The following is a 22,427-nucleotide window of genomic DNA, read 5'->3' as shown; positions in this document are numbered from 1 at the left end:
CTCTAAGTATAGGCAAGGGCGGAATCGATGCTGGGCGTATGTCGGCTGATTTAAGAACAACATGTAAAAAATATTCATGCATTTGTATTAAGTTTTGTTAACTGTGACCGATAAACCAAAGACAGTTTGTCAGTCAGGAGTTTTTCCGCGTGAGTCATTACCATGAGCAGTTCCTGAAACAAAATCCGTTAGCCGTCCTGGGCGTGTTACGCGATTTGCACAAAGCCGCAATTCCTTTGCGTATCAGTTGGAATGGCGGGCAGCTGATCAGCAAAATACTGGCAATAACCCCGGATAAACTGGTGCTGGATTTCGGCAGTCAAGCCGAAGATAACAACGCTGTGTTAAAGGCGCAGCACATTATCATTACCGCCGAAACCCAGGGCGCGAAAGTCGAATTTACTGTTGAACAACTACAGCAGAGTGAATACTTGCAGCTTCCGGCATTTATTACCGTACCGCCTCCCACCTTGTGGTTTGTACAACGACGCCGATATTTCCGCATCTCCGCCCCACTCCATCCGCCTTATTTTTGCCAGACCAAACTGGCGGATAACAGTACGTTACGTTTCCGCCTGTATGATTTGTCGTTAGGCGGCATGGGCGCATTACTGGAAACAGCAAAGCCTGCCGGATTGCACGAAGGCATGCGCTTCGCTCAGATTGAAGTCAACATGGGGCAATGGGGTGTTTTTCACTTTGACGCCCAGTTAATCTCAATCAGCGAGCGCAAAGTGATTGATGGCAAGAATGAAACCATCACCACTCCCCGTCTGAGCTTCCGTTTTCTTAACGTCAGCCCGACGGTGGAGCGGCAATTACAGCGGATTATTTTCTCTCTCGAGCGGGAAGCCCGGGAGAAAGCGGACAAAGTGCGCGACTGATTTACATCGCGTCCAGTGCCTGCTCAAGTTTGTAGATATAGCGCGGAGCCTGCGGCGCAGGATGATTTCGCGCTACGTGATCGAGGAACTCGTCAGCATCCAGATCGTTGATTTTGCTGATCGCCTTTTTCCGATCTGACGAGAAAGTCCGTAGCAGCGCACCTGCCCCGTTAGCATATGACACCACCAGCGCATATTGCAGTACCTTCGGATCTTCAATGCCTGCCAGCGGGCCGGTTTCCAGAATATTCAGGTAAGCCGCGCCCATTGAAATATTACGCTCCGGATTCTTCAGCTCGCTGGTCGTCGGCTCACCACTCCAGCCCATTCGGCGATAAACATCACGTCCGGAGGTTGAAGCTTTTAACTGCATCAAACCAATGGCATTCGATTTACTCACCGCATTCGGATTACCACCCGATTCGATAGCGATAATCGCTGTGATCAATTGTGGATCGACGCCCCAGGCTGCACCGGCTTTCTGGCTTATTGGCATCCACTGCATCGCACGTTGCACCGGAACTTTCGCGTTCCACGGCGGGTTCGTGTAGTCATGCTTTGATGAACAACCTGCTAATAACACAATCAAAAAGGCAAACCATCTCAATTTCACTTCTTCTATCCTTATAGCCTGGAATCGCCGTTGAGGTGACAACGGCACACCTAAGCGGCATGATATACATTTCGTTTCTGTTGTCAGCAAGGAATTGCCATGTCTCTGTTTCACTTAATTGCCCCATCGGGTTACTGCATTAAACAGCACGCCGCGCTGCGTGGTATCCAGCGCCTTACCGACGCGGGGCATCAGGTCAATAACGTCGATGTTATTGCCCGTCGTTGTGAGCGTTTTGCGGGTACGGAAACGGAGCGTCTGGAAGATCTCAATTCCCTTGCCAGACTGACTACCCCCAACACTATCGTGCTGGCTGTACGCGGTGGTTACGGTGCCAGTCGTTTACTGGCGGATATTGACTGGCAGGCACTGGTGGCTCGCCAACAACATGACCCGTTGCTCATTTGCGGACATAGCGATTTTACCGCCATTCAGTGCGGTCTTCTGGCGCATGGCAATGTCATCACCTTTAGCGGCCCCATGCTGGTAGCAAACTTTGGCGCGGATGAACTGAACGCCTTTACCGAGCACCATTTCTGGCTGGCGTTACGCAATGAAACCTTCACCATTGAATGGCAAGGGGAAGGCCCGACATGTCAGACCGAAGGCACGTTATGGGGAGGCAATCTCGCGATGCTGATTTCACTGATTGGTACACCGTGGATGCCGCAAATCGAAAACGGTATTCTGGTGCTGGAAGATATTAACGAGCACCCTTTCCGCGTCGAACGTATGCTGTTGCAGCTCTATCATGCTGGAATTTTGCCACGTCAGAAGGCGATTATTCTCGGTAGCTTTAGCGGCAGCACGCCCAATGATTATGACGCAGGTTACAACCTGGAGTCAGTGTACGCGTTTTTGCGTTCCCGCCTGTCGATTCCACTCATTACCGGCCTCGATTTTGGTCATGAACCACGCACGGTTACGCTGCCGTTGGGCGCACATGCCATTCTTACTAACACCCGGGAAGGCACTCAGTTGACGATTAGCGGTCATCCTGTTCTTAAAATGTAAAAAAATCACGCTTCAGGGCTAAGTAAAACGCTGTCTCTGCCGCTAATATGGTAGGGTTTATATAAGAGACAGCGTAATCAGGAGTAACCGACCGTTGGATGCCACAACAATAATTAGCCTTTTCATCTTAGGATCCATCCTTGTCACCAGCAGTATATTACTTAGTTCATTTTCTTCCCGTCTTGGCATTCCTATTCTGGTTATTTTTCTGGCGATCGGCATGCTGGCAGGAGTCGATGGCGTCGGCGGTATCCCGTTTGATAATTACCCCTTCGCCTACATGGTAAGTAACCTGGCGCTGGCGATTATTTTGCTCGACGGTGGGATGCGCACTCAGGCCAGTTCCTTTCGTGTGGCGTTAGGACCGGCCCTGTCGCTGGCGACGCTGGGCGTGCTTATCACCTCTGGTTTAACCGGCATGATGGCGGCGTGGCTGTTTAATCTTGATTTGATTGAAGGCTTATTAATCGGCGCTATCGTCGGCTCCACCGATGCTGCAGCGGTCTTTTCTCTGCTGGGTGGTAAGGGGCTTAACGAACGTGTTGGCTCGACGCTGGAAATTGAATCCGGCAGTAATGATCCAATGGCGGTCTTTCTGACGATTACCCTGATTGCGATGATCCAGCAACATGAAAGCAGTGTCAGCTGGATGTTCGTGGTCGATATTTTGCAGCAATTTGGCCTCGGGATTGTCATCGGTCTTGGCGGTGGTTATTTACTGCTGCAAATGATTAATCGCATCGCCCTGCCCGCCGGTTTATATCCATTGCTGGCATTAAGCGGCGGTATTTTAATTTTTGCTTTAACCACGGCGCTGGAAGGCAGCGGTATTCTGGCTGTTTATCTGTGCGGTTTTCTGCTGGGTAATCGGCCGATTCGCAACCGCTACGGCATTCTGCAAAATTTCGACGGCCTCGCCTGGCTGGCACAAATCGCCATGTTCCTGGTGCTGGGGCTGTTGGTTAACCCAAGCGATCTGCTGCCTATTGCCATTCCGGCGCTCATTTTGTCCGCATGGATGATTTTCTTCGCTCGTCCTCTTTCGGTATTTGCCGGATTGCTACCGTTCCGTGGTTTTAATCTGCGTGAGCGCGTGTTTATCAGCTGGGTGGGATTACGCGGCGCGGTGCCAATCATCCTGGCCGTGTTCCCGATGATGGCGGGGCTGGAGAATGCGCGACTGTTCTTTAATGTCGCCTTCTTTGTGGTTCTGGTTTCACTGCTCTTGCAGGGAACATCTCTCTCGTGGGCGGCGAAAAAAGCCAAAGTGGTGGTTCCGCCCGTCGGACGTCCGGTGTCACGCGTTGGCCTGGATATTCATCCGGAAAATCCATGGGAGCAGTTTGTTTATCAATTGAGTGCCGATAAATGGTGCGTAGGTGCGGCACTGCGCGATCTGCATATGCCAAAAGAGACGCGTATTGCGGCACTGTTTCGTGATAACCAGTTGCTTCATCCCACCGGCAGCACCCGACTGCGCGAAGGCGATGTGTTGTGTGTAATTGGTCGGGAACGCGATCTCCCGGCGCTCGGTAAACTGTTCAGCCAGTCGCCACCTATCGCGCTGGATCAACGCTTCTTTGGTGACTTCATTCTCGAAGCCAGCGCTAAATATGCTGATGTGGCGCTGATATATGGCCTGGAAGACGGGCGAGAATATCGTGATAAGCAGCAAACGCTGGGTGAAATTGTCCAGCAGTTGTTAGGCGCGGCACCGGTTGTCGGTGACCAGGTAGAGTTTGCCGGGATGATCTGGACGGTGGCCGAGAAAGAAGATAATGAAGTGTTGAAGATTGGCGTACGGGTGGCTGAAGAAGAAGCTGAATCTTAAATTTAATGCAGCATCTATCCCCGGATGCGATGCTTTGCAGAACGCAGCCTGAGCCTGCATATAAACTTGTCATTTCCTGATTTTGATATGCTCATCCCAACATCAGAAGAAGGTTAAATTATGGATGACAAACCATTGCAGGCTCTGGCTAATAAATTCAAAACACCGGCTCAAGAAAGTCAGCGTAAGGGCTTCTTCCGACTGCAACAGGTGAAGAAAAACCTGTCCCATATTATCTGTATACCCGTCAACCATCAGGGGCCCCTGCCTGACATCGCCCGAACATATTCCCCCACGCGACCTGCCGCGCTGACGTAGCCCACAGAATACGCGTTTCAGGCTGCCCTGTATCTGCAGTGGCGTTTCATCCGCCTGTAGCACCGGATGCATGAGCGATTTCTTATAGTTATTCCTTTGCTTAATAACGATTATTTCCGGGTCGTTCGCTTTCGTATTTTCACTAATACGTCAGAGCTGCCTGGGCCGTAATAAAACTGATTCAGGTCTGTTACGCATGTACCAGACCCGACACGGCATTTCTGACCAGGGAAAAAGTCAACGATGAGTCGTTATATCAGCGCAAATGACGTCCTGTGGCTCCTTTGCGGTGACCACATTCACGTCTCCGGCGCTGCCAGAGGATATTTATTTCAAGGATACGTAGCACTATGGCCAGCTTTAAAGACATCCACCCCTTCGCCCCCGCCATTTCCCCATCTTCCGTTAACCCAGGCGTACGACGCCCGCCAGGGCGGCTCTTCCTGTCGGTGGAACTCAAGAATGAAATTTTGCGGAACATGAAGTATATCGGCCCGCAAATATTTAGCTGGGGTGATGACCACCGGCAGATCATTGACCTCAGTACCGCGGGCGAAGTGAAAATACATATGGTAGACAATACCATCATCATGTTGGAGCGCCTGAATCCGAATCCGCAACATAACGAGTTCATGATGGTCGCCGAATGGTGCCAATGGGCTATGGAGCGGGATGGTTTGCAAGAAAACCTGCAAAAAAACCTGTACGAAATCCTGGAAGAAAACCAGCAAAACAAACAGTCAGAAATTCCCCAAGAAGACCTGAAAGAAAGTCTGGAAGAAATCAAGGTAAATATCCTGGAAGAAAACCTGCCAGCAAGCCGGATTGAAAACCGGGCAGAAGCATTGCGCAGAATGAAGGAATGTCTCATTACAAGACGGAGTATGCTCAATCTTAGCAACCTTGGATTGACTTCACTCCCTGAAAATTTGCCTCCACATCTGATTGAATTTTATTGCAGTAAAAACGTGTTGACCGCGTTACCGAAGGTGATGCCAAAGTGGCTGCTGGTGCTTGACTGTACAGATAACGTCTTGATCTTGTTACCGAAGGTGCAGCCCTCAAAACTGATGGTACTGAATTGCTATGACAACTGTATTATCTGGCTGCCTGAGCTGTCGACTAACCTGAGAGTGATTAACTGTTCTGCAAACTTCTTGCAATTTTTACCGCCGTCGATGCCCCAGTACCTGTATAAACTATCCTGTGCTGGCAACAATATTCACTCAATACCTGATGAGATGCTGGAGAACTTGACTCGCCTGAAAGTATTTGACTGTTCTAGTAACGATTTGATCTCTTCACCACGGCTGCCGCCCAAACTAATAATTTACTACTGTGGAGAAAACAATTTTAAAACGGTACAGGTGCCGCAGCCCCAGAGCCTGAAGGTGTTTGACTGTAATGGTAACCCGTGGGACAAAGACAATTTACCGACGCTGCTCAAAGCCGTCGAGGGCCTGAAAAAACAGCAGGGCCTGAAGGACCTTTTGGGCTTTTTGCACAAGGAGGGCCAGATGAAGCTGGAGAAGCTGGAGAAGCTGGAGGATCTGGATGACCTTATGGATCTGGAGCTCCTGGATGACCCGGTACTCCTGGAGCGCGTGAAGGTACAGGAGGACCTGGAGCTCCTGAATCAGCAGTTGGGCCTGTTGAGTCTGGAAAGACAACAGGACTCGCAGCCTGTTAATCAACATTCTGAACATGAACCCGAACCTGCATCAAGGGTGAAGCGTGATTTATCTGAAGTCGATTCCGAGTCAACAATGAAGCGTAAGCGTTTTATGTAGAACGCCTGTGCGGTGAGTTCAGGTTCCGGGGAAATAGTGTCCATCATTTTAATGGACACTATCATGGGAAATGGCTCTGTCACATTAACAACTACAGTTGTTGCCCAGCCGGATGGATGTTTTTTTGCAACCAGAAGACGTTGCCTCCGATCCGGCTTACAACAAGTTACACCGTCACAACCGGGACACGTAACGCCAGCGCGCACATCAACTCATAGCCCACCGTTCCGGCAGCGGCGGCGACATCATCAATTTTGATCTCCTTGCCCCACAGCTCAACCGGCGTACCAATACCCGCCTGCGGGCAAGGCGTTAAATCGACCGCCAGCATATCCATCGAAACTGTCCCTACTGTCATGGTGCGCACGCCGTCAACTAAAACAGGGGTGCCGGTAGGCGCATGGCGCGGATAACCGTCGGCGTATCCTGCGGCGACAATGCCGATTCGCTGTTCATCTCGCGCAGTATAGCGACCGCCGTAGCCCACACGCTCGCCCGCTTTTAGCGTCTGGACACCAATAATCTCACTGCTTAGCGTCATCACCGGACGTAATCCGGTATTGGCGATATCACGCCACTGACCGGACGGCGAAGCGCCATACAAAATAATGCCAGGCCGAACCCAGTCAAAATGCGCTTCCGGGTGCCACAGAGTCGCCGCCGAATTGGACAACGAACGCCGACACTCCAGCCCTTCCGCCGCCTGTTCAATACGCTCCATCGCGCCGGAAATTCCATCAGGATGTTCCGCCTCGGCAAAATGCGACATCAGGGTCATTTCGCCAACATTCGCCATCGCCCGCAACTGCTGCCAGACGGTAAGCACGCGATCGGGCTGGAAGCCCAACCGATTCATCCCACTATTCACTTTAAGATAAATATCCAACGGTGCTTTTAGCCGCGCATTTTGCAGTGCTTTGAGCTGCCAGTTGCTGTGTATGCAGGTGGTCAGGCGGTGCTGGTCATAAATCTCCAGATCCTGAGCATGGAAAAATCCTTCCAGCATCAGGATCGGTCCTTTCCAGCCGCGCTCACGTAACGTTATTGCCTCTTCCAGGTTAAGTAATGCAAAGCCATCGGTGGCCCCGAGCGCGCTCCAGATACGCTCAATACCGTGCCCGTAAGCGTTCGCTTTTACCACTGACCAGACGCGCGCGTGCGGCGCGGCCTGGCGGACAATGGACAGATTCTGTTTTAATGCCTGCAGATCGAGGCTGGCCTGTATCGGACGGGTCATCTCGTTTCCTTAGCTGTGCGCGCCATGTAAATGGCCCGGGCGTGATGGCGTAAATCCACGGCTGTAGCGCGCTACGCTTAGATCTTCATACGGGATCGCTGGCGTGCGACCAGAGAGCAGATCGCTTAACAACTGACCGGAACCGCAAGCCATCGTCCAGCCGAGCGTGCCGTGACCGGTATTCAGCCACAGATTTTTAAAGCGTGTACGCCCGACAACCGGCGTGCCGTCTGGCGTCATCGGGCGCAGACCCGTCCAGAAAGTCGCCTGCTCGACATGACCGCCGCGTGGATAGAGATCGCGAACCACCATCTCCAGCGTTTCACGACGCGGTTGCAACAGCTCGGTATTAAAACCAACAATTTCCGCCATTCCGCCAACACGAATGCGGTTATCGAAACGGGTAATGGCGATTTTGTAGGTTTCATCAAGAATGGTGGATACCGGCGCACCATCTTCCTGCGCAATGGGAATGGTCAGCGAGTAGCCTTTCAGCGGATACACCGGAATATCAACAATGCCTTTGAGCATCGCCGTCGAGTAAGAACCAAATGCCATCACATACGCATCGGCCTTAATCACTTCATCGCCACACTTCACGCCGTAGATTTGCTCGCCGTCGCAAAGCAGTTGGTCAACGGGCGTATTAAAGCGGAATTTAACCCCCGCCTGCTCCGCCATCCGCGCCAGATTCTGGGTAAACAGCTGGCAGTCTCCGGTTTCATCATTGGGCAGTTGCAGACCACCCGTCAGTTTGTGCGCCACTTCTGCCAGCGCGGGCTCCACTTCCGCCAGACGGCTGGATTCCAGCAGCTGGTACGGTACGCCGGCATCTTCCAGCACGGCGATATCGCGGGTCGCATTTTCATACTGTTGTTCGGTACGGAACAGTTGCAGCGTCCCACCCTGACGCCCTTCATACTGAATATTGGTTTCGGCGCGCAATGCTTTCAGGCAATCACGGCTGTATTCCGCCAGACGCACCATCCGCCCTTTGTTTTCCATGTAGTGGCTGGTGTCGCAGTTACGTAACATTTGCCACATCCATTTCAACTGGAACTGCGTACCGTCGAGACGAACCGCCAGCGGCGCATGGCGCTGGAACATCCATTTAATCGCTTTTAAAGGCACACCTGGTGCCGCCCACGGTGCTGCATATCCGGGGGAGATTTGCCCGGCATTCGCGGCACTGGTTTCCAGGGCGGCCCCCGGCTCCCGATCAATGACGGTGACCTCATGTCCTGCCTGATTTAAGTACCAGGCGCTGGCAACGCCTACCACACCACTTCCCAGTATGACAACTCGCATAGCCACTCCGATAACGGTAGATACAGTAAAAGAATAATAATCTAATTACATCTTGATAACTCAGTTGAAAATATTATTCAACATACGGCTTTTTTATGGTGAGCTGGCTCACATCTCCCTGACTCTGCGGCAATATGACGTCTTTAGTATCTCCTGCTGAACGCCCTTTTTATCCAGCATAAAATTCCGTTCAGAAGCGGATTAGTGGCACTCTGATAATAAGAAATCGCAAAGAAAAAAATTCTCCGGCGACGCGGTTTTTAACAGGTGTTCTATGCTTGAAATGAGGTGCTCCACACAGAGAGCGCCGACAACAATGAGGTGCGCGTATGGCGACGATCGATTCTATGAATAAGGACACCACACGTTTGAGCGATGGACCCGACTGGACGTTCGACCTGCTGGATGTTTATCTGGCAGAGATAGACCGGGTGGCGAAACTCTACCGGCTGGATACCTACCCGCACCAGATTGAAGTGATAACCTCAGAACAGATGATGGATGCCTACTCCAGCGTCGGCATGCCAATTAACTATCCGCACTGGTCATTCGGTAAAAAGTTTATCGAGACTGAACGGCTGTATAAGCACGGTCAGCAAGGACTGGCCTATGAAATCGTCATTAACTCTAACCCGTGTATCGCTTACCTGATGGAAGAGAACACCATTACCATGCAAGCGCTGGTGATGGCTCATGCCTGCTATGGGCATAACTCTTTCTTCAAAAACAATTACTTATTTCGTAGCTGGACCGACGCCAGTTCGATTGTCGATTATCTGATTTTTGCCCGGAAATATATTACCGAGTGCGAAGAGCGCTATGGCGTTGATGAAGTAGAACGGCTTCTGGACTCGTGCCACGCGCTGATGAACTACGGCGTGGACCGGTACAAACGCCCGCAAAAAATCTCGCTGCAAGAAGAGAAAGCCCGGCAGAAAAGTCGCGAAGAGTATCTGCAAAGTCAGGTCAATATGCTCTGGCGTACCCTGCCGAAGCGCGAGGAAGAGAAAACGGTTGCTGAAGCGCGCCGCTATCCGTCCGAACCACAAGAAAACCTGCTCTATTTTATGGAGAAAAATGCGCCACTGTTGGAATCATGGCAGCGTGAAATCCTGCGTATTGTGCGTAAGGTGAGCCAGTATTTTTATCCGCAAAAACAGACTCAGGTGATGAACGAAGGCTGGGCGACCTTCTGGCACTACACCATCCTTAACCATCTGTATGATGAAGGGAAAGTAACGGAACGTTTTATGCTGGAGTTTTTGCACAGCCACACCAATGTGGTCTTCCAGCCGCCCTATAACAGCCCATGGTACAGCGGCATCAATCCGTATGCCCTCGGGTTCGCCATGTTCCAGGATATTAAACGGATTTGTCAGTCGCCAACGGAAGAAGACAAATACTGGTTCCCGGATATCGCCGGTTCCGACTGGCTGGAAACGCTGCATTTCGCGATGCGTGATTTCAAAGATGAGAGTTTTATCAGCCAGTTCCTGTCACCGAAAGTGATGCGTGATTTCCGCTTCTTCACCGTGCTGGATGACGATCGGCATAATTATCTGGAGATATCCGCTATTCATAATGAAGAAGGTTATCGGGAGATCCGTAACCGGTTATCGTCGCAATATAACTTAAGTAATCTGGAGCCGAATATTCAGATCTGGAACGTGGATTTGCGCGGCGACCGTTCGCTGACGCTGCGTTACATTCCACATAATCGCGCACCGCTGGATCGGGGGCGCAAAGAAGTGCTGAAGCATGTGCATCGCCTGTGGGGATTTGATGTGATGCTGGAACAGCAAAACGAAGACGGCAGCGTCGAGTTGCTGGAACGTTGCCCGCCGAGAATGGGAAATCTGTAAAAACAACAAAAACCCCTCGTTTGAGGGGTTTGCTTTTTAAACGGAAGGGATTATCGCCCCTGAATGGCTAAATCACCCGGCAGATTTTTCTGCATCCGGTGCCAAATCTCGCCGCTCTCATGCCCATAGCGACGCACTGTTTCGTATACCTGATCGTGCGCGCCTTCACTGCACAACGCCGACAGTTTGTGGTAGAAGCCCAGCGCCAGACTGCGCGCTTCCGGATTGGCGAAATAGTGACGACCAATGCGCGTATACAGTCCTTTCATCCCGTTAAGGATCAGACCGTAAATCGGGTTGCCGGAAGCAAACGCCAGACCGCGGAATATGTTGTAATCCAGCTCGGCAAAGGCATCGGCGTGATCGGCCACTTCATTAGCGGTAGCCAGCACTTCCTGCGCTTTATCGGGATGTTGACGAAACGCGGTGCGAATAAAAATAGTTGAAATATTGGTACGCACCGACAGCAAATTATCAATAAGCTGCGGCACACTTTCGTGATCCAGTCGCGCCAGTGTTTCAAGGATATTTAAACCGGAGGTTTCCCAGAAATTATTCACCTTCGTCGGCTTGCCATGTTGAATGGTCAACCAGCCATCTCGTGCCAGACGCTGTAACACTTCACGTAACGTAGTACGCGTTACGCCAATTAATTCTGAAAGTTCACGTTCTGCGGGCAAAATAGTCCCGGGAGGGAAGCGGTTATTCCAGATACTTTCAATAATGTACTCTTCCGCGAAACCCGCCGGGCTTTGCGCCTTAATGACCATAGTGAGATTTCCATAACACAGCAAAACAAAGTTGGACTCATCATACCAGAGGGCTAACTACGCTGATAGCAGACAAAAAGAAGAAAAAAGGGATCAAGGCTTCATTTTCCGCATCTCTTTCCCCTTGACTATCAAGACTTGCCTCACTCCGGCCTGACCGTTAAGCTTTGCGTTTAAACATAAAAACATCATTGATTATTTGTAAGGTAAGGGAAACCATCATGGAGATCTCCTGGGGCCGCGCGCTATGGCGCAATTTTTTGGGCCAGTCCCCCGACTGGTACAAACTCGCCCTCATCATTTTCTTAATCGTAAATCCGTTAATTTTCCTCATCAGCCCTTTCGTCGCTGGCTGGTTGCTGGTAGCGGAATTTATTTTCACTCTGGCGATGGCCCTGAAATGCTACCCGCTGCTCCCCGGTGGTCTGTTGGCTATCGAAGCGGTATTCATCGGCATGACCAGCGCGGAACACGTCCGTGAAGAGATAGCGGCAAATCTTGAAGTCTTGCTGTTACTGATGTTTATGGTGGCGGGTATCTATTTTATGAAACAGCTGTTGCTGTTCATATTTACCCGTTTGCTGTTAAGCATTCGCTCCAAAATGCTGCTGTCGCTCTCTTTTTGCGTGGCGGCGGCGTTCCTCTCCGCGTTCCTCGATGCCTTAACCGTCGTGGCGGTGGTGATCAGCGTTGCAGTCGGTTTTTATGGGATTTATCACCGCGTAGCCTCTTCCCGTACCGAAGATACCGACCTGCAAGACGATAGTCATATCGACAAGCATTACAAAGTGGTTCTGGAACAGTTCCGTGGCTTTCTGCGTAGCCTGATGATGCATGCCGGTGTCGGCACCGCATTAGGCGGCGTGATGACCATGGTGGGCGAACCACAGAACCTGATCATCGCTAAAGCGGCTGGCTGGCATTTTGGCGATTTCTTCCTGCGCATGTCGCCGGTGACCGTTCCGGTTCTGATTTGTGGCCTGTTAACCTGCCTGCTGGTAGAGAAGCTGCGTTGGTTTGGCTATGGTGAAACGCTGCCGGAGAAAGTCCGCGAAGTGTTGCAACAGTTTGACGATCAAAGCCGCCACCAGCGTACCCGTCAGGATAAAATCCGTCTGATTGTCCAGGCGATTATTGGCGTCTGGCTGGTGACTGCGCTGGCGTTGCATCTGGCGGAGGTTGGCTTGATTGGTTTGTCGGTCATTATTCTGGCGACATCATTGACCGGTGTCACCGATGAACATGCTATCGGTAAAGCCTTCACCGAATCTCTGCCATTCACCGCACTGTTGACGGTGTTTTTCTCGGTAGTCGCGGTGATTATCGACCAACAACTGTTTTCGCCGATTATTCAGTTTGTGTTGCAGGCATCGGAACATGCTCAGCTGTCGCTGTTCTATATTTTCAACGGTCTGCTGTCATCCATTTCGGATAACGTCTTCGTGGGGACGATTTATATCAACGAAGCGAAAGCGGCAATGGAAAGTGGCGCTATCACGTTGAAGCAATACGAGCTGCTGGCGGTCGCCATTAATACCGGTACCAATCTGCCCTCCGTCGCTACGCCGAACGGTCAGGCTGCGTTCCTGTTCCTGCTGACCTCTGCACTCGCGCCATTGATTCGCCTCTCTTATGGGCGCATGGTGTGGATGGCCCTGCCTTACACCCTCGTCCTGACACTCGTCGGACTACTTTGCGTCGAGTTTACGCTTGCCCCTGTAACCGAATGGTTTATGCAAATGGGCTGGATAGCAACGCTTTGATAACAACTTACCGGGCATATAAATGCCCGGTTTGCCTTTTCGCCCGATAATTGTCCAATTGCGTCCTATTTTTGCTGCCTCCTGGTGGCGCAGCGAATGAATTGGTTTAAACTGCGCACTCTATGCATATTGCAGGGAAATGATTATGTTGCGATTTTTGAACCAATGTTCACAAGGCCGGGGCGCGTGGCTGTTGATGGCGTTTACCGCTCTGGCACTGGAACTGACGGCACTGTGGTTCCAGCATGTGATGTTACTGAAACCTTGCGTGCTCTGTATTTATGAACGCTGCGCATTATTCGGCGTTCTGGGTGCTGCGCTGATTGGCGCGATCGCCCCGAAAACTCCGCTGCGTTATGTAGCGATGGTTATCTGGTTGTATAGTGCGTTCCGCGGTGTGCAGTTAACTTACGAGCACACCATGCTTCAGCTCTATCCTTCGCCGTTTGCGACCTGTGATTTTATGGTTCGTTTCCCGGAATGGCTGCCGCTGGATAAATGGGTGCCGCAAGTGTTTGTCGCCTCTGGCGATTGCGCCGAGCGTCAGTGGGATTTTTTAGGTCTGGAAATGCCGCAGTGGTTGCTCGGTATTTTTATCGCTTACCTGATTGTCGCGGTGCTGGTGGTGATTTCCCAGCCGTTTAAAGCGAAAAAACGTGACCTGTTCGGTCGCTAATCCATTCAGCGCTCCTGCGGGAGCGCTTTTTTCCTGCCGCTATGTTTATTTGACCCGCAGTAAATCAGAACTTCGCGTTGTATAACGTGGTGAAAGCATGGCACGCTTCATCTGCCATTGTTGCTGGATCCCCTGCCCGGCAAAATAGAGTGTTCCTCTGCCCTCTTTAGCATTTAGCGTATCCATTACCGCCATCAATTGCTCACTCCCGGGGCGCGGTGCGTTGTCATCGAATAAATTGAGCTGCGCGACTCCCTGACTGAAGAAATCTCCCAGCATCACGCCCGCTTTTTGGTAGCGATGGCCCGCTTGCCAGATGGCATCCAGAGATCGCGTAGCGGCGTTAATGATATCCCTGCTGTCCTGAGTGGGCGTCAGCAGTTTTACCGACGCGCTATTGCCGTAATAAGGTTCATTGAGCGCAAATGGTGACGTCTTAATAAACGTGGAAATAAACCGACAATATTGATGCTCACTGCGAAGTTTTTCCGCCGCCCGGGCAGCGTAACTACAAATGGCCTGCCGCATCGACGTATAATCCGTGATGCGTTCACCAAACGAACGGGAACAGATAATTTCCTGCTTTGTCGGTGCAAACTCTTCCAGTTGCAAACAGGGTTCACCGCGCAGTTCACGCACCGTTCTTTCGAGCACGACATTAAAATGTTTACGGATAAACCGGATATCTGTATCCGCCAAATCGAGAACGGTTTTGATCCCCATCGCGTCCAGTTTTTTGCTGATCCGCCGTCCAATCCCCCAGACTTCATCCACGGGGAGAGCAGACATTAATTTACGCTGGCGTTCCAGATTTGATAAATCCACCACCCCACCCGTCTGCCGCTGCCATTTTTTTGCCGCATGATTGGCAAGCTTAGCCAGCGTTTTGGTCTGGGCGATCCCCACGCCAACAGTAAGATGGGTACGTTGTAGCACCTTTGCGCGAATTTCTCTGCCAAAATCAGTCAGATCGCGACAATTACGCACACCGGTCAGATCGCAGAATGCCTCATCAATGCTGTAAATCTCGACGCGGGGCGATAACTCTTCCAGCGTCGACATCACCCGATTGCTCATATCGGCGTAAAGCTCATAGTTACTGCTAAAGCAAACCACGCCACAGCGGCGAAACAGATCTTTTTGTTTGAACCAGGGATCGCCCATTTTAACGCCCAACGCCTTTGCCTCAGCGTTTCGGGCGATAACGCAACCGTCATTATTCGATAGCACAACCACCGGTTTACCCCATAAATCAGGGCGAAACACCGTCTCACAGCTGGCATAAAACGCGTTTACATCACAGAGGGCAAACATCAGCGCATCGCCTTAACGACGTGGATCACCACACCAAAGACATCCAGCGTATCTTCGCTACTGATGGTAATGGGTGAATATGCACTGTTCATGGGAATAAGCTGCACTGTCGGGCGTAGTTGCAATTTTTTCACCGTAAACTCGCCGTCAACAGCAGCGATGACAATATCACCATGGCTGGCGGTAATAGCGCTATCGACAATCAGTAAATCACCGTCACTAATCCCACCGTCAATCATAGAATCACCACTTGCTTTGACGAAGTAAGTCGCGCTGGGATGCTGGATCAACAGTTGATTCAGATCGATGCGCTGTTCAACGTAATCTGCGGCCGGTGAAGGAAAGCCACACTGAACAAGATCGCTAAATAGCGGAAAAGTCACAATTTCGCGGAGATCCGCAGGCTTGATAAACAACATAATAATCTGCCTGAAGTTATACTGTTTTTATATACAGTAGTCTGTTCTTGCCAGCAGATCAATACTGATTCAGGCTATCAATATTTGTCGCTGCATAGACTGCTGATTTTTCGTTCTCTTATCCTGTGCTCACGCGCCTTCTGGCGACGACGCTCATCCAGCAGAAATGAAAAATATCACCTGGCTAAAAAATAGAATAGAAGCATTCGCCATAATGACATTAAACATTGTTTGATATTTATCATATTAATAGAAATAAAGACATTGACGCATCTCGCCCGGCTAACTATGAATTAGATGAAGTAAAATTCATTAATAGTTGTAAAACAGGAGTTTCATTACAATTTATATATTTAAAGAGGCGAATGATTATGACTGAAATCGTTGCAGATAAAACGGTAGAGGTAGTTAAAAACGCAATCGAAACCGCAGATGGAGCATTAGACCTTTATAATAAATATCTCGATCAGGTCATCCCCTGGCAGACCTTCGATGAAACCATAAAAGAGTTAAGTCGCTTTAAACAGGAGTATTCACAGGCAGCCTCCGTTTTAGTTGGCGATATTAAAACCTTACTTATGGATAGCCAGGATAAGTATTTTGAAGCAACCCAAACGGTGTATGAATGGTGTGGTGTTGCGACGCAATTGCTCGCAGCGTATATTTTGCTATTTGATGAGTACAATGAGAAGAAAGCATCCGCCCAGAAAGACATTCTCATTAAGGTACTGGATGACGGCATCACGAAGCTGAATGAAGCGCAAAAATCCCTGCTGGTAAGCTCACAAAGTTTCAACAACGCTTCCGGGAAACTGCTGGCGTTAGATAGCCAGTTAACCAATGATTTTTCAGAAAAAAGCAGCTATTTCCAGTCACAGGTAGATAAAATCAGGAAGGAAGCGTATGCCGGTGCCGCAGCCGGTGTCGTCGCCGGTCCATTTGGATTAATCATTTCCTATTCTATTGCTGCGGGCGTAGTTGAAGGGAAACTGATTCCAGAATTGAAGAACAAGTTAAAATCTGTGCAGAGTTTCTTTACCACCCTGTCTAACACGGTTAAACAAGCGAATAAAGATATCGATGCCGCCAAATTGAAATTAACCACCGAAATAGCCGCCATCGGGGAGATAAAAACGGAAACTGAAACAACCAGATTCTACGTTGATTATGATGATTTAATGCTTTCTTTGCTAAAAGAAGCGGCAAAAAAAATGATTAACACCTGTAATGAGTATCAGAAAAGACACGGTAAGAAGACACTCTTTGAGGTACCTGAAGTCTGATAAGCGATTATTCTCTCCATGTACTCAAGGTATAAAGTTTATCACATTTAAAAATACAGCCGTTTTTTAAAGATTGAGAGTTACCTGCTGATAATAAGGTATCGGGTAACTCTCATTATGACAGAGCGCTTTCAAAAACAGGGCTACGAAATGGCGAGCATCCAGACGTATATTAAGAAAGCCCCCATCAACATCTATTAAATTTATCACTGCGCCCAGTCAGGTTTATTTAAGATATGATCCTGCCAGTCAATCACTTCTGATTCTTTCACTGCGATATGACGCACAGAGATACGTTCGCCATGCATTGCCGCTTTCGAACCAGTAAGCAGCGGATGCCACGCAGGTAAATCTTTACCTTCCGCCAGCAAGCGATAAGCGCAGGTCATTGGCAGCCATTCGAATGTTGGCAGATTTTCACGGGTTAATTTAATGCAGTCAGGTTCAAACTCGAAACGACGTTCGTAGTTCCGACATTGACAGGTTTTAATATTGAGCTGGCGACAGGCGACGTTAGTGAAGTAGATTTCGTCGGTGTCTTCATCCATCAGTTTATGCAGGCAACACTGACCGCAACCATCACACAACGACTCCCATTCCGCATCGCTCATTTCGTCCAGGGTTTTACTTTGCCAGAAAGGTACATCGCTCATCAGGTGTTCCGCCATTACGTTAAAACGCACCTTATAACCAGTCTGGCACAGCGATGCAAGTTTTGCCGCCGCTTTCAGGCGGCAAAAAGTATTACAAAACGCGAGTTGTCAAAGAATGCCCATCGAAAGTGACTGTCAGCTCATCACCACTTTGCAACGGGCCGACGCCATCAGGCGTGCCTGTCAGCACAACGTCACCGGCCTTGAGGGTAAAGAACTTGCTCATATAAGCGATCAGCGGAACGATTTTATGGATCATGTCCGCAGTCGTACCTTGCTGGCGTTGTTCGCCGTTTACGCTCAGGCCCAGCGTTGTATTTTGCGGATCGCCGGTGAATTCCGCCGCGGGAATAAACCCGGAAAGCGGACAAGAGTTATCAAACGCTTTGGCCTTTTCCCACGGCTGCCCGGCTTTCTTCATTTTTCCCTGAACATCACGCAATGTCAGATCGAGCGCCACGCCGTAACCGGCAATGGCTTTACGGACATGCTCTTCCGTAGCCTGACGCAGCGTCGCGCCAATCAATACCGCCAGTTCGACTTCATGATGAACTGAACCGAAATCGGATGGGATCGCCAATGGCTGCCGCAGATCGCACAGTGCCGTTTCTGGTTTAATAAACAGCACTGGCTCTTCGGGCACTGCGCTGCCCATCTCTTTGATATGTTTGGCATAGTTACTGCCAACACAGACTACTTTACTCACCGGATAATCCAGCAGCGCACCTTGCCAGTTGTGATGTTGATACATAACGTTCCCCTCACCTTATCGTGGATATGAAAACCCGCGCCGACAAAGATAATACCACCGCCGGATATCGGTTATTTGTTCGTGTCGTCTGTTTTCTGCCCCATGACGGAAAGATGTTGCTTCAGCAAATCTTCGGGTGGTGGCGGTAACTGCAAATAGTAACCTTGCTCGGTTAATGCCTGTTTAACCTTTTCAATATCGGCATTGACCAGTTTCTTCCGCCCATCCAGCGGCAGAATCATCGCTAACTGAGGCTGACCAAAACCTTTCATCAGTTCCTCAGGTACACGCGAAAAATCGTCTTTTTTTTCGACATATAAATAGGTCTGGTCACGCTTGCTGCTTCGATAAATCACACAAAACATACTTTTACTCTTTAAGATGCCAAGTTTTGGCATAAGCTAACATCAATGAAACCCGCGCCACAAGCCAGCCAGCTGTAGATTTCTGCGGTTTGTTCAGTCCATGCGCCCTTAATAAGTGATCCCCCGGCAAAAATGCCGCGCCGGGATTTAACCGAACGCAGGAAAGCCACTGGAATTCTCCTGTGATGAATTGTTATATTATAACAGTTCATCATCCTCATTCTGAACAGGAGACTACCTATGAAAATCAAGGGCATCAGTAAGGCTGTATTATTGCTTGCACTGCTAACCTCCACGAGCTTTGCTGCGGGTAAGAATGTCAATGTTGAGTTCAGAAAAGGCCATAGCAGCGCTCAGTACTCCGGCGAAATAAAGGGATACGATTACGATACATATACCTTCTATGCCAAAAAAGGTCAGAAAGTGCATGTGAGTATCTCTAATGAAGGCGCTGATACTTACCTCTTCGGGCCAGGAATCGATGATTCTGTTGATTTATCCAGATATTCCCCAGAACTCGATAGTCACGGACAATACTCACTCCCTGCTTCTGGCAAATATGAGCTGCGAGTGCTGCAAACCCGAAACGACGCCCGTAAAAACAAAACCAAAAAATATAACGTCGATATTCAAATTAAGTAAATGTCAACCGACGGGGACTCTCCCCGTCATAAACGTTAACGCCCCACTCCTCTCTGTCGCTCAAGAGGTTAATGACGAATAGCAGACAATGCCGAATAGAACATAATGTAAACAAGGCATCACTCACGACACATAAATAACATCTTTGTGGTGGTTTGATTGATTTTTCCACTCCGATTACCATCCACACCAAAATAACGATCATCACGACATAATTTTTCTTTAACATCGCAAAATACACCGTTAGCGAATGTAAATTCGCTGGGATCGTAGCCTTGTAATGATTGTAAGTTTTCAGCGGCTTTTTCGCCGAGATATTTCCTTGTTAACTCTGGGGAAATGCCATCTGAGTTCACACAAATATACGGGTCGCAAACAACGCCGCACGCCGGAGATTGAAGTCCGCCAGCGTCATTTCCAGACGCCATTGATGAGAACATCATCCCCACACCTGACAATCCGATATAAAAAATACGCATCATATTCATAGCACATCCTGATAATCCAACCGTACAACACTTATGCTCATTTCATCATCAATCCGTAATCAAAACCGCTGACCTGGACGAGTTACGATGACCTGACAGAAGTATCAGACGTCTTCTGCGGTTTCTATGATAGAGCAATTCTGTGGCGGATATTAAGATAACGGGTATCTGTTCTTTAATGATGCCGCAAAAAATGGAAAGTTAAGAAAGCCTGGCGTGGTGAAAAAATACACTCGCCTCAATACTGGATATTTAAACAGTTCTGAAGATGCTGTCACGATTAGGGTGCGGAAAAAGGAAGCGTAAATAAGAACAATCAAAAGTACGACGGCAATGGGTTGATTGACAAGGGTATTTTTTAAGCTATGAATCAGCGCCATTTATCACAGAATAGACTTTTACTCTGAATAAATGGGAGGGTGACTTGCCTCAATATAATCCAGACTATAACATGCCTTATAGTCTTCGGAACATCATCGCGCGCTGGCGATGATTAATAGCTAATTGAGTAAGGCCAGGATGTCAAACACGCCAATCGAGCTTAAAGGCAGTAGCTTCACTTTATCTGTGGTTCATCTGCATGAGGCAGAACCTAAGGTTATCCATCAGGCGCTGGAAGACAAAATCGCTCAGGCCCCCGCATTTTTAAAACATGCCCCCGTTGTACTCAACGTCAGTGCACTGGAAGACCCGGTAAACTGGTCAGCGATGCATAAGGCGGTTTCGGCAACCGGTTTGCGGGTTATTGGCGTAAGTGGCTGCAAAGATGCGCAACTTAAAGCCGAAATTGAAAAAATGGGGCTGCCTATCCTGACGGAAGGAAAGGAAAAAGCGCCGCGTCCAGCTCCCGCACCGCAGGCTCCAGCGCAAAATACAACGCCGGTCACAAAAACGCGTTTAATAGATACCCCGGTGCGTTCCGGTCAGCGTATTTATGCTCCACAATGTGATCTGATTGTTACAAGCCACGTTAGCGCTGGGGCCGAATTGATTGCCGATGGGAACATTCATGTCTATGGCATGATGCGCGGTCGTGCGCTGGCAGGGGCAAGTGGTGACCGGGAAACGCAAATATTTTGTACGAACCTGATGGCGGAATTGGTGTCCATCGCAGGTGAATACTGGCTGAGTGATCAAATCCCAGCAGAATTTTATGGCAAAGCGGCGCGACTGCAGTTAGTCGAAAACGCTTTGACCGTTCAACCGTTAAATTGATCCCTTTTTAACAAGGAATTTCTATGGCACGCATTATTGTTGTTACTTCGGGCAAAGGGGGTGTTGGTAAGACAACCTCCAGCGCGGCCATCGCCACTGGTTTGGCCCAGAAGGGAAAGAAAACTGTCGTGATAGATTTTGATATCGGCCTGCGTAATCTCGACCTGATTATGGGTTGTGAACGTCGGGTCGTTTACGATTTCGTCAACGTCATTCAGGGCGATGCAACGCTAAATCAGGCGTTAATTAAAGATAAGCGTACTGAAAATCTCTATATTCTTCCGGCATCGCAAACTCGCGATAAAGATGCCCTCACCCGTGAAGGGGTCGCCAAAGTTCTTGATGATCTGAAAGCGATGGACTTTGAATTTATTGTTTGCGACTCCCCGGCAGGGATTGAGACCGGTGCGCTAATGGCACTCTATTTTGCAGACGAAGCCATTATTACCACCAACCCGGAAGTCTCCTCAGTACGCGACTCTGACCGTATTTTAGGCATTCTGGCGTCGAAATCACGCCGCGCAGAAAATGGCGAAGAGCCTATTAAAGAGCACCTGCTGTTAACGCGCTATAACCCAGGCCGCGTAAGCAGAGGTGACATGCTGAGCATGGAAGATGTGCTGGAGATCCTGCGCATCAAACTCGTCGGCGTGATCCCAGAGGATCAATCAGTATTGCGCGCCTCTAACCAGGGTGAACCGGTCATTCTCGACATTAACGCCGATGCGGGTAAAGCCTACGCAGATACCGTAGAACGTCTGTTGGGAGAAGAACGTCCTTTCCGCTTCATTGAAGAAGAGAAGAAAGGCTTCCTCAAACGCTTGTTCGGAGGATAAGTTATGGCATTACTCGATTTCTTTCTCTCGCGGAAGAAAAACACGGCCAACATTGCAAAAGAACGGCTGCAGATTATTGTTGCTGAACGCCGTCGCAGCGATGCAGAACCGCATTATCTGCCGCAGTTGCGTAAAGATATTCTTGAGGTCATTTGTAAATACGTACAAATTGATCCTGAGATGGTAACCGTACAGCTTGAGCAAAAAGATGGCGATATTTCTATTCTTGAGCTGAACGTGACCTTGCCGGAAGCAGAAGAGCTGAAATAGGCCCGCTGTAAAAGCGCATTTCTCTTCAAGGCAGAGTCATCTCTGCCTTGCGTTTTTCATCCCCCTCATCCACGTTTGATAAGAGCGGCGAGTATTCTTGCTGATGCTACTCATTGCTTCCCCCC

Annotated in this window: 23 protein-coding genes; 13 read left to right on the top strand and 10 right to left on the bottom strand. The window is 49.5% G+C overall.

Annotated features, from left to right (window positions below):
• Nucleotides 1-149 precede the first annotated feature (149 nt).
• Complete coding sequence (locus tag ACJHXB_RS09725; protein WP_000020135.1) at nt 150-884, top strand: flagellar brake protein; 735 nt, start codon at nt 150-152, stop codon at nt 882-884.
• Between the two features lies 1 nt (nt 885).
• Here the strand turns inward: ACJHXB_RS09725 and emtA are convergent, their stop codons facing one another.
• Nucleotides 886-1,497: a membrane-bound lytic murein transglycosylase EmtA gene (emtA, locus tag ACJHXB_RS09720; RefSeq protein ID WP_001295616.1), complete on the bottom strand. Its 612-nt coding sequence runs from the start codon at nt 1,495-1,497 to the stop codon at nt 886-888.
• Between the two features lie 99 nt (nt 1,498-1,596).
• Here emtA and ldcA point away from each other — a divergent pair, with 99 nt between their 5' ends.
• From ldcA to ACJHXB_RS09700, 4 genes are all read left to right on the top strand, one after another.
• On the top strand, nt 1,597-2,511 hold the full coding sequence (ldcA, locus tag ACJHXB_RS09715) for a muramoyltetrapeptide carboxypeptidase (protein WP_000051549.1): 915 nt from the start codon (nt 1,597-1,599) through the stop codon (nt 2,509-2,511).
• A gap of 94 nt (nt 2,512-2,605) precedes the next feature.
• Entirely contained in the window at nt 2,606-4,342 is a 1,737-nt protein-coding gene (locus ACJHXB_RS09710; RefSeq protein WP_000340203.1) for a potassium/proton antiporter, read from the top strand.
• A gap of 120 nt (nt 4,343-4,462) precedes the next feature.
• Nucleotides 4,463-4,660, top strand: coding sequence for a hypothetical protein (locus ACJHXB_RS09705; protein WP_410233488.1), 198 nt, complete (start codon nt 4,463-4,465; stop codon nt 4,658-4,660).
• A gap of 350 nt (nt 4,661-5,010) precedes the next feature.
• Complete coding sequence (locus ACJHXB_RS09700; protein WP_001469089.1) at nt 5,011-6,450, top strand: hypothetical protein; 1,440 nt, start codon at nt 5,011-5,013, stop codon at nt 6,448-6,450.
• A 166-nt stretch (nt 6,451-6,616) separates the two neighbouring features.
• On the opposite strand, the gene dadX is transcribed toward ACJHXB_RS09700, so the two are convergent.
• Nucleotides 6,617-7,687: a catabolic alanine racemase DadX gene (dadX, locus tag ACJHXB_RS09695; RefSeq protein WP_000197824.1), complete on the bottom strand. Its 1,071-nt coding sequence runs from the start codon at nt 7,685-7,687 to the stop codon at nt 6,617-6,619.
• A 9-nt stretch (nt 7,688-7,696) separates the two neighbouring features.
• Nucleotides 7,697-8,995 carry a D-amino acid dehydrogenase gene (gene dadA, locus ACJHXB_RS09690; RefSeq protein ID WP_001266908.1) on the bottom strand — a complete coding sequence of 433 codons (1,299 nt, stop codon included), beginning with the start codon at nt 8,993-8,995 and terminating at the stop codon, nt 7,697-7,699.
• Between the two features lie 329 nt (nt 8,996-9,324).
• Here dadA and ACJHXB_RS09685 point away from each other — a divergent pair, with 329 nt between their 5' ends.
• A complete protein-coding gene (locus ACJHXB_RS09685; RefSeq protein ID WP_000190855.1) occupies nt 9,325-10,857 on the top strand; it encodes a SpoVR family protein in 1,533 nt (510 codons plus the stop codon).
• A gap of 50 nt (nt 10,858-10,907) precedes the next feature.
• Here ACJHXB_RS09685 and fadR read toward each other — a convergent pair whose 3' ends face one another.
• Nucleotides 10,908-11,627, bottom strand: coding sequence for a fatty acid metabolism transcriptional regulator FadR (fadR, locus tag ACJHXB_RS09680; RefSeq protein WP_000234823.1), 720 nt, complete (start codon nt 11,625-11,627; stop codon nt 10,908-10,910).
• A gap of 221 nt (nt 11,628-11,848) precedes the next feature.
• Between fadR and nhaB the strand changes: the two genes are divergently transcribed.
• Both nhaB and dsbB read left to right on the top strand, forming a co-directional pair.
• The gene (nhaB, locus tag ACJHXB_RS09675; protein WP_000406373.1) at nt 11,849-13,390 is read left to right on the top strand and encodes a Na(+)/H(+) antiporter NhaB; all 1,542 of its coding nucleotides are present in this window, start codon (nt 11,849-11,851) and stop codon (nt 13,388-13,390) included.
• A 145-nt stretch (nt 13,391-13,535) separates the two neighbouring features.
• Nucleotides 13,536-14,066 carry a disulfide bond formation protein DsbB gene (dsbB, locus tag ACJHXB_RS09670; protein ID WP_000943459.1) on the top strand — a complete coding sequence of 177 codons (531 nt, stop codon included), beginning with the start codon at nt 13,536-13,538 and terminating at the stop codon, nt 14,064-14,066.
• A gap of 45 nt (nt 14,067-14,111) precedes the next feature.
• On the opposite strand, the gene umuC is transcribed toward dsbB, so the two are convergent.
• Complete coding sequence (gene umuC / locus ACJHXB_RS09665; RefSeq protein ID WP_000457602.1) at nt 14,112-15,380, bottom strand: DNA polymerase V catalytic protein; 1,269 nt, start codon at nt 15,378-15,380, stop codon at nt 14,112-14,114.
• The gene (locus ACJHXB_RS09660) at nt 15,380-15,799 is read right to left on the bottom strand and encodes a translesion error-prone DNA polymerase V autoproteolytic subunit (RefSeq protein ID WP_000897378.1); all 420 of its coding nucleotides are present in this window, start codon (nt 15,797-15,799) and stop codon (nt 15,380-15,382) included. Before ACJHXB_RS09660 ends, umuC begins: the two co-directional genes overlap by 1 nt.
• 371 nt (nt 15,800-16,170) lie before the next feature.
• Here ACJHXB_RS09660 and hlyE point away from each other — a divergent pair, with 371 nt between their 5' ends.
• Complete coding sequence (gene hlyE / locus ACJHXB_RS09655) at nt 16,171-17,082, top strand: hemolysin HlyE (RefSeq protein ID WP_001306826.1); 912 nt, start codon at nt 16,171-16,173, stop codon at nt 17,080-17,082.
• A gap of 206 nt (nt 17,083-17,288) precedes the next feature.
• Here hlyE and ACJHXB_RS09650 read toward each other — a convergent pair whose 3' ends face one another.
• From ACJHXB_RS09650 to ACJHXB_RS09640, 3 genes are all read right to left on the bottom strand, one after another.
• Entirely contained in the window at nt 17,289-17,735 is a 447-nt protein-coding gene (locus tag ACJHXB_RS09650; RefSeq protein WP_001306825.1) for a YcgN family cysteine cluster protein, read from the bottom strand.
• Between the two features lie 91 nt (nt 17,736-17,826).
• A complete protein-coding gene (locus ACJHXB_RS09645; protein ID WP_000284277.1) occupies nt 17,827-18,486 on the bottom strand; it encodes a fumarylacetoacetate hydrolase family protein in 660 nt (219 codons plus the stop codon).
• Between the two features lie 71 nt (nt 18,487-18,557).
• Complete coding sequence (locus ACJHXB_RS09640; protein ID WP_001295992.1) at nt 18,558-18,851, bottom strand: YcgL domain-containing protein; 294 nt, start codon at nt 18,849-18,851, stop codon at nt 18,558-18,560.
• Nucleotides 18,852-19,091: 240 nt separating this feature from the next.
• Here ACJHXB_RS09640 and pliG point away from each other — a divergent pair, with 240 nt between their 5' ends.
• Nucleotides 19,092-19,493, top strand: a complete 402-nt coding sequence (gene pliG, locus ACJHXB_RS09635) for a g-type lysoyme inhibitor PliG (protein ID WP_000693755.1) — start codon at nt 19,092-19,094, stop codon at nt 19,491-19,493.
• A gap of 119 nt (nt 19,494-19,612) precedes the next feature.
• Here pliG and ACJHXB_RS09630 read toward each other — a convergent pair whose 3' ends face one another.
• Entirely contained in the window at nt 19,613-19,981 is a 369-nt protein-coding gene (locus ACJHXB_RS09630) for a YcgJ family protein (RefSeq protein ID WP_001056841.1), read from the bottom strand.
• Nucleotides 19,982-20,500: 519 nt separating this feature from the next.
• Here ACJHXB_RS09630 and minC point away from each other — a divergent pair.
• From minC to minE, 3 genes are read left to right on the top strand one after another with little or no spacing between them, the layout of a single operon-like run.
• The gene (minC, locus tag ACJHXB_RS09625) at nt 20,501-21,196 is read left to right on the top strand and encodes a septum site-determining protein MinC (RefSeq protein ID WP_000072536.1); all 696 of its coding nucleotides are present in this window, start codon (nt 20,501-20,503) and stop codon (nt 21,194-21,196) included.
• A gap of 23 nt (nt 21,197-21,219) precedes the next feature.
• Nucleotides 21,220-22,032, top strand: coding sequence for a septum site-determining protein MinD (gene minD / locus ACJHXB_RS09620; protein WP_000101055.1), 813 nt, complete (start codon nt 21,220-21,222; stop codon nt 22,030-22,032).
• A gap of 3 nt (nt 22,033-22,035) precedes the next feature.
• Nucleotides 22,036-22,302: a cell division topological specificity factor MinE gene (gene minE / locus ACJHXB_RS09615; RefSeq protein WP_001185665.1), complete on the top strand. Its 267-nt coding sequence runs from the start codon at nt 22,036-22,038 to the stop codon at nt 22,300-22,302.
• Nucleotides 22,303-22,427 lie beyond the last annotated feature (125 nt).

It is taken from the genome of Escherichia sp. WS3227_2 (genome assembly GCF_046486495.1).
Taxonomy (GTDB): domain Bacteria; phylum Pseudomonadota; class Gammaproteobacteria; order Enterobacterales; family Enterobacteriaceae; genus Escherichia; species Escherichia coli.
This window is presented reverse-complemented; position numbering and strand designations above follow the sequence as displayed.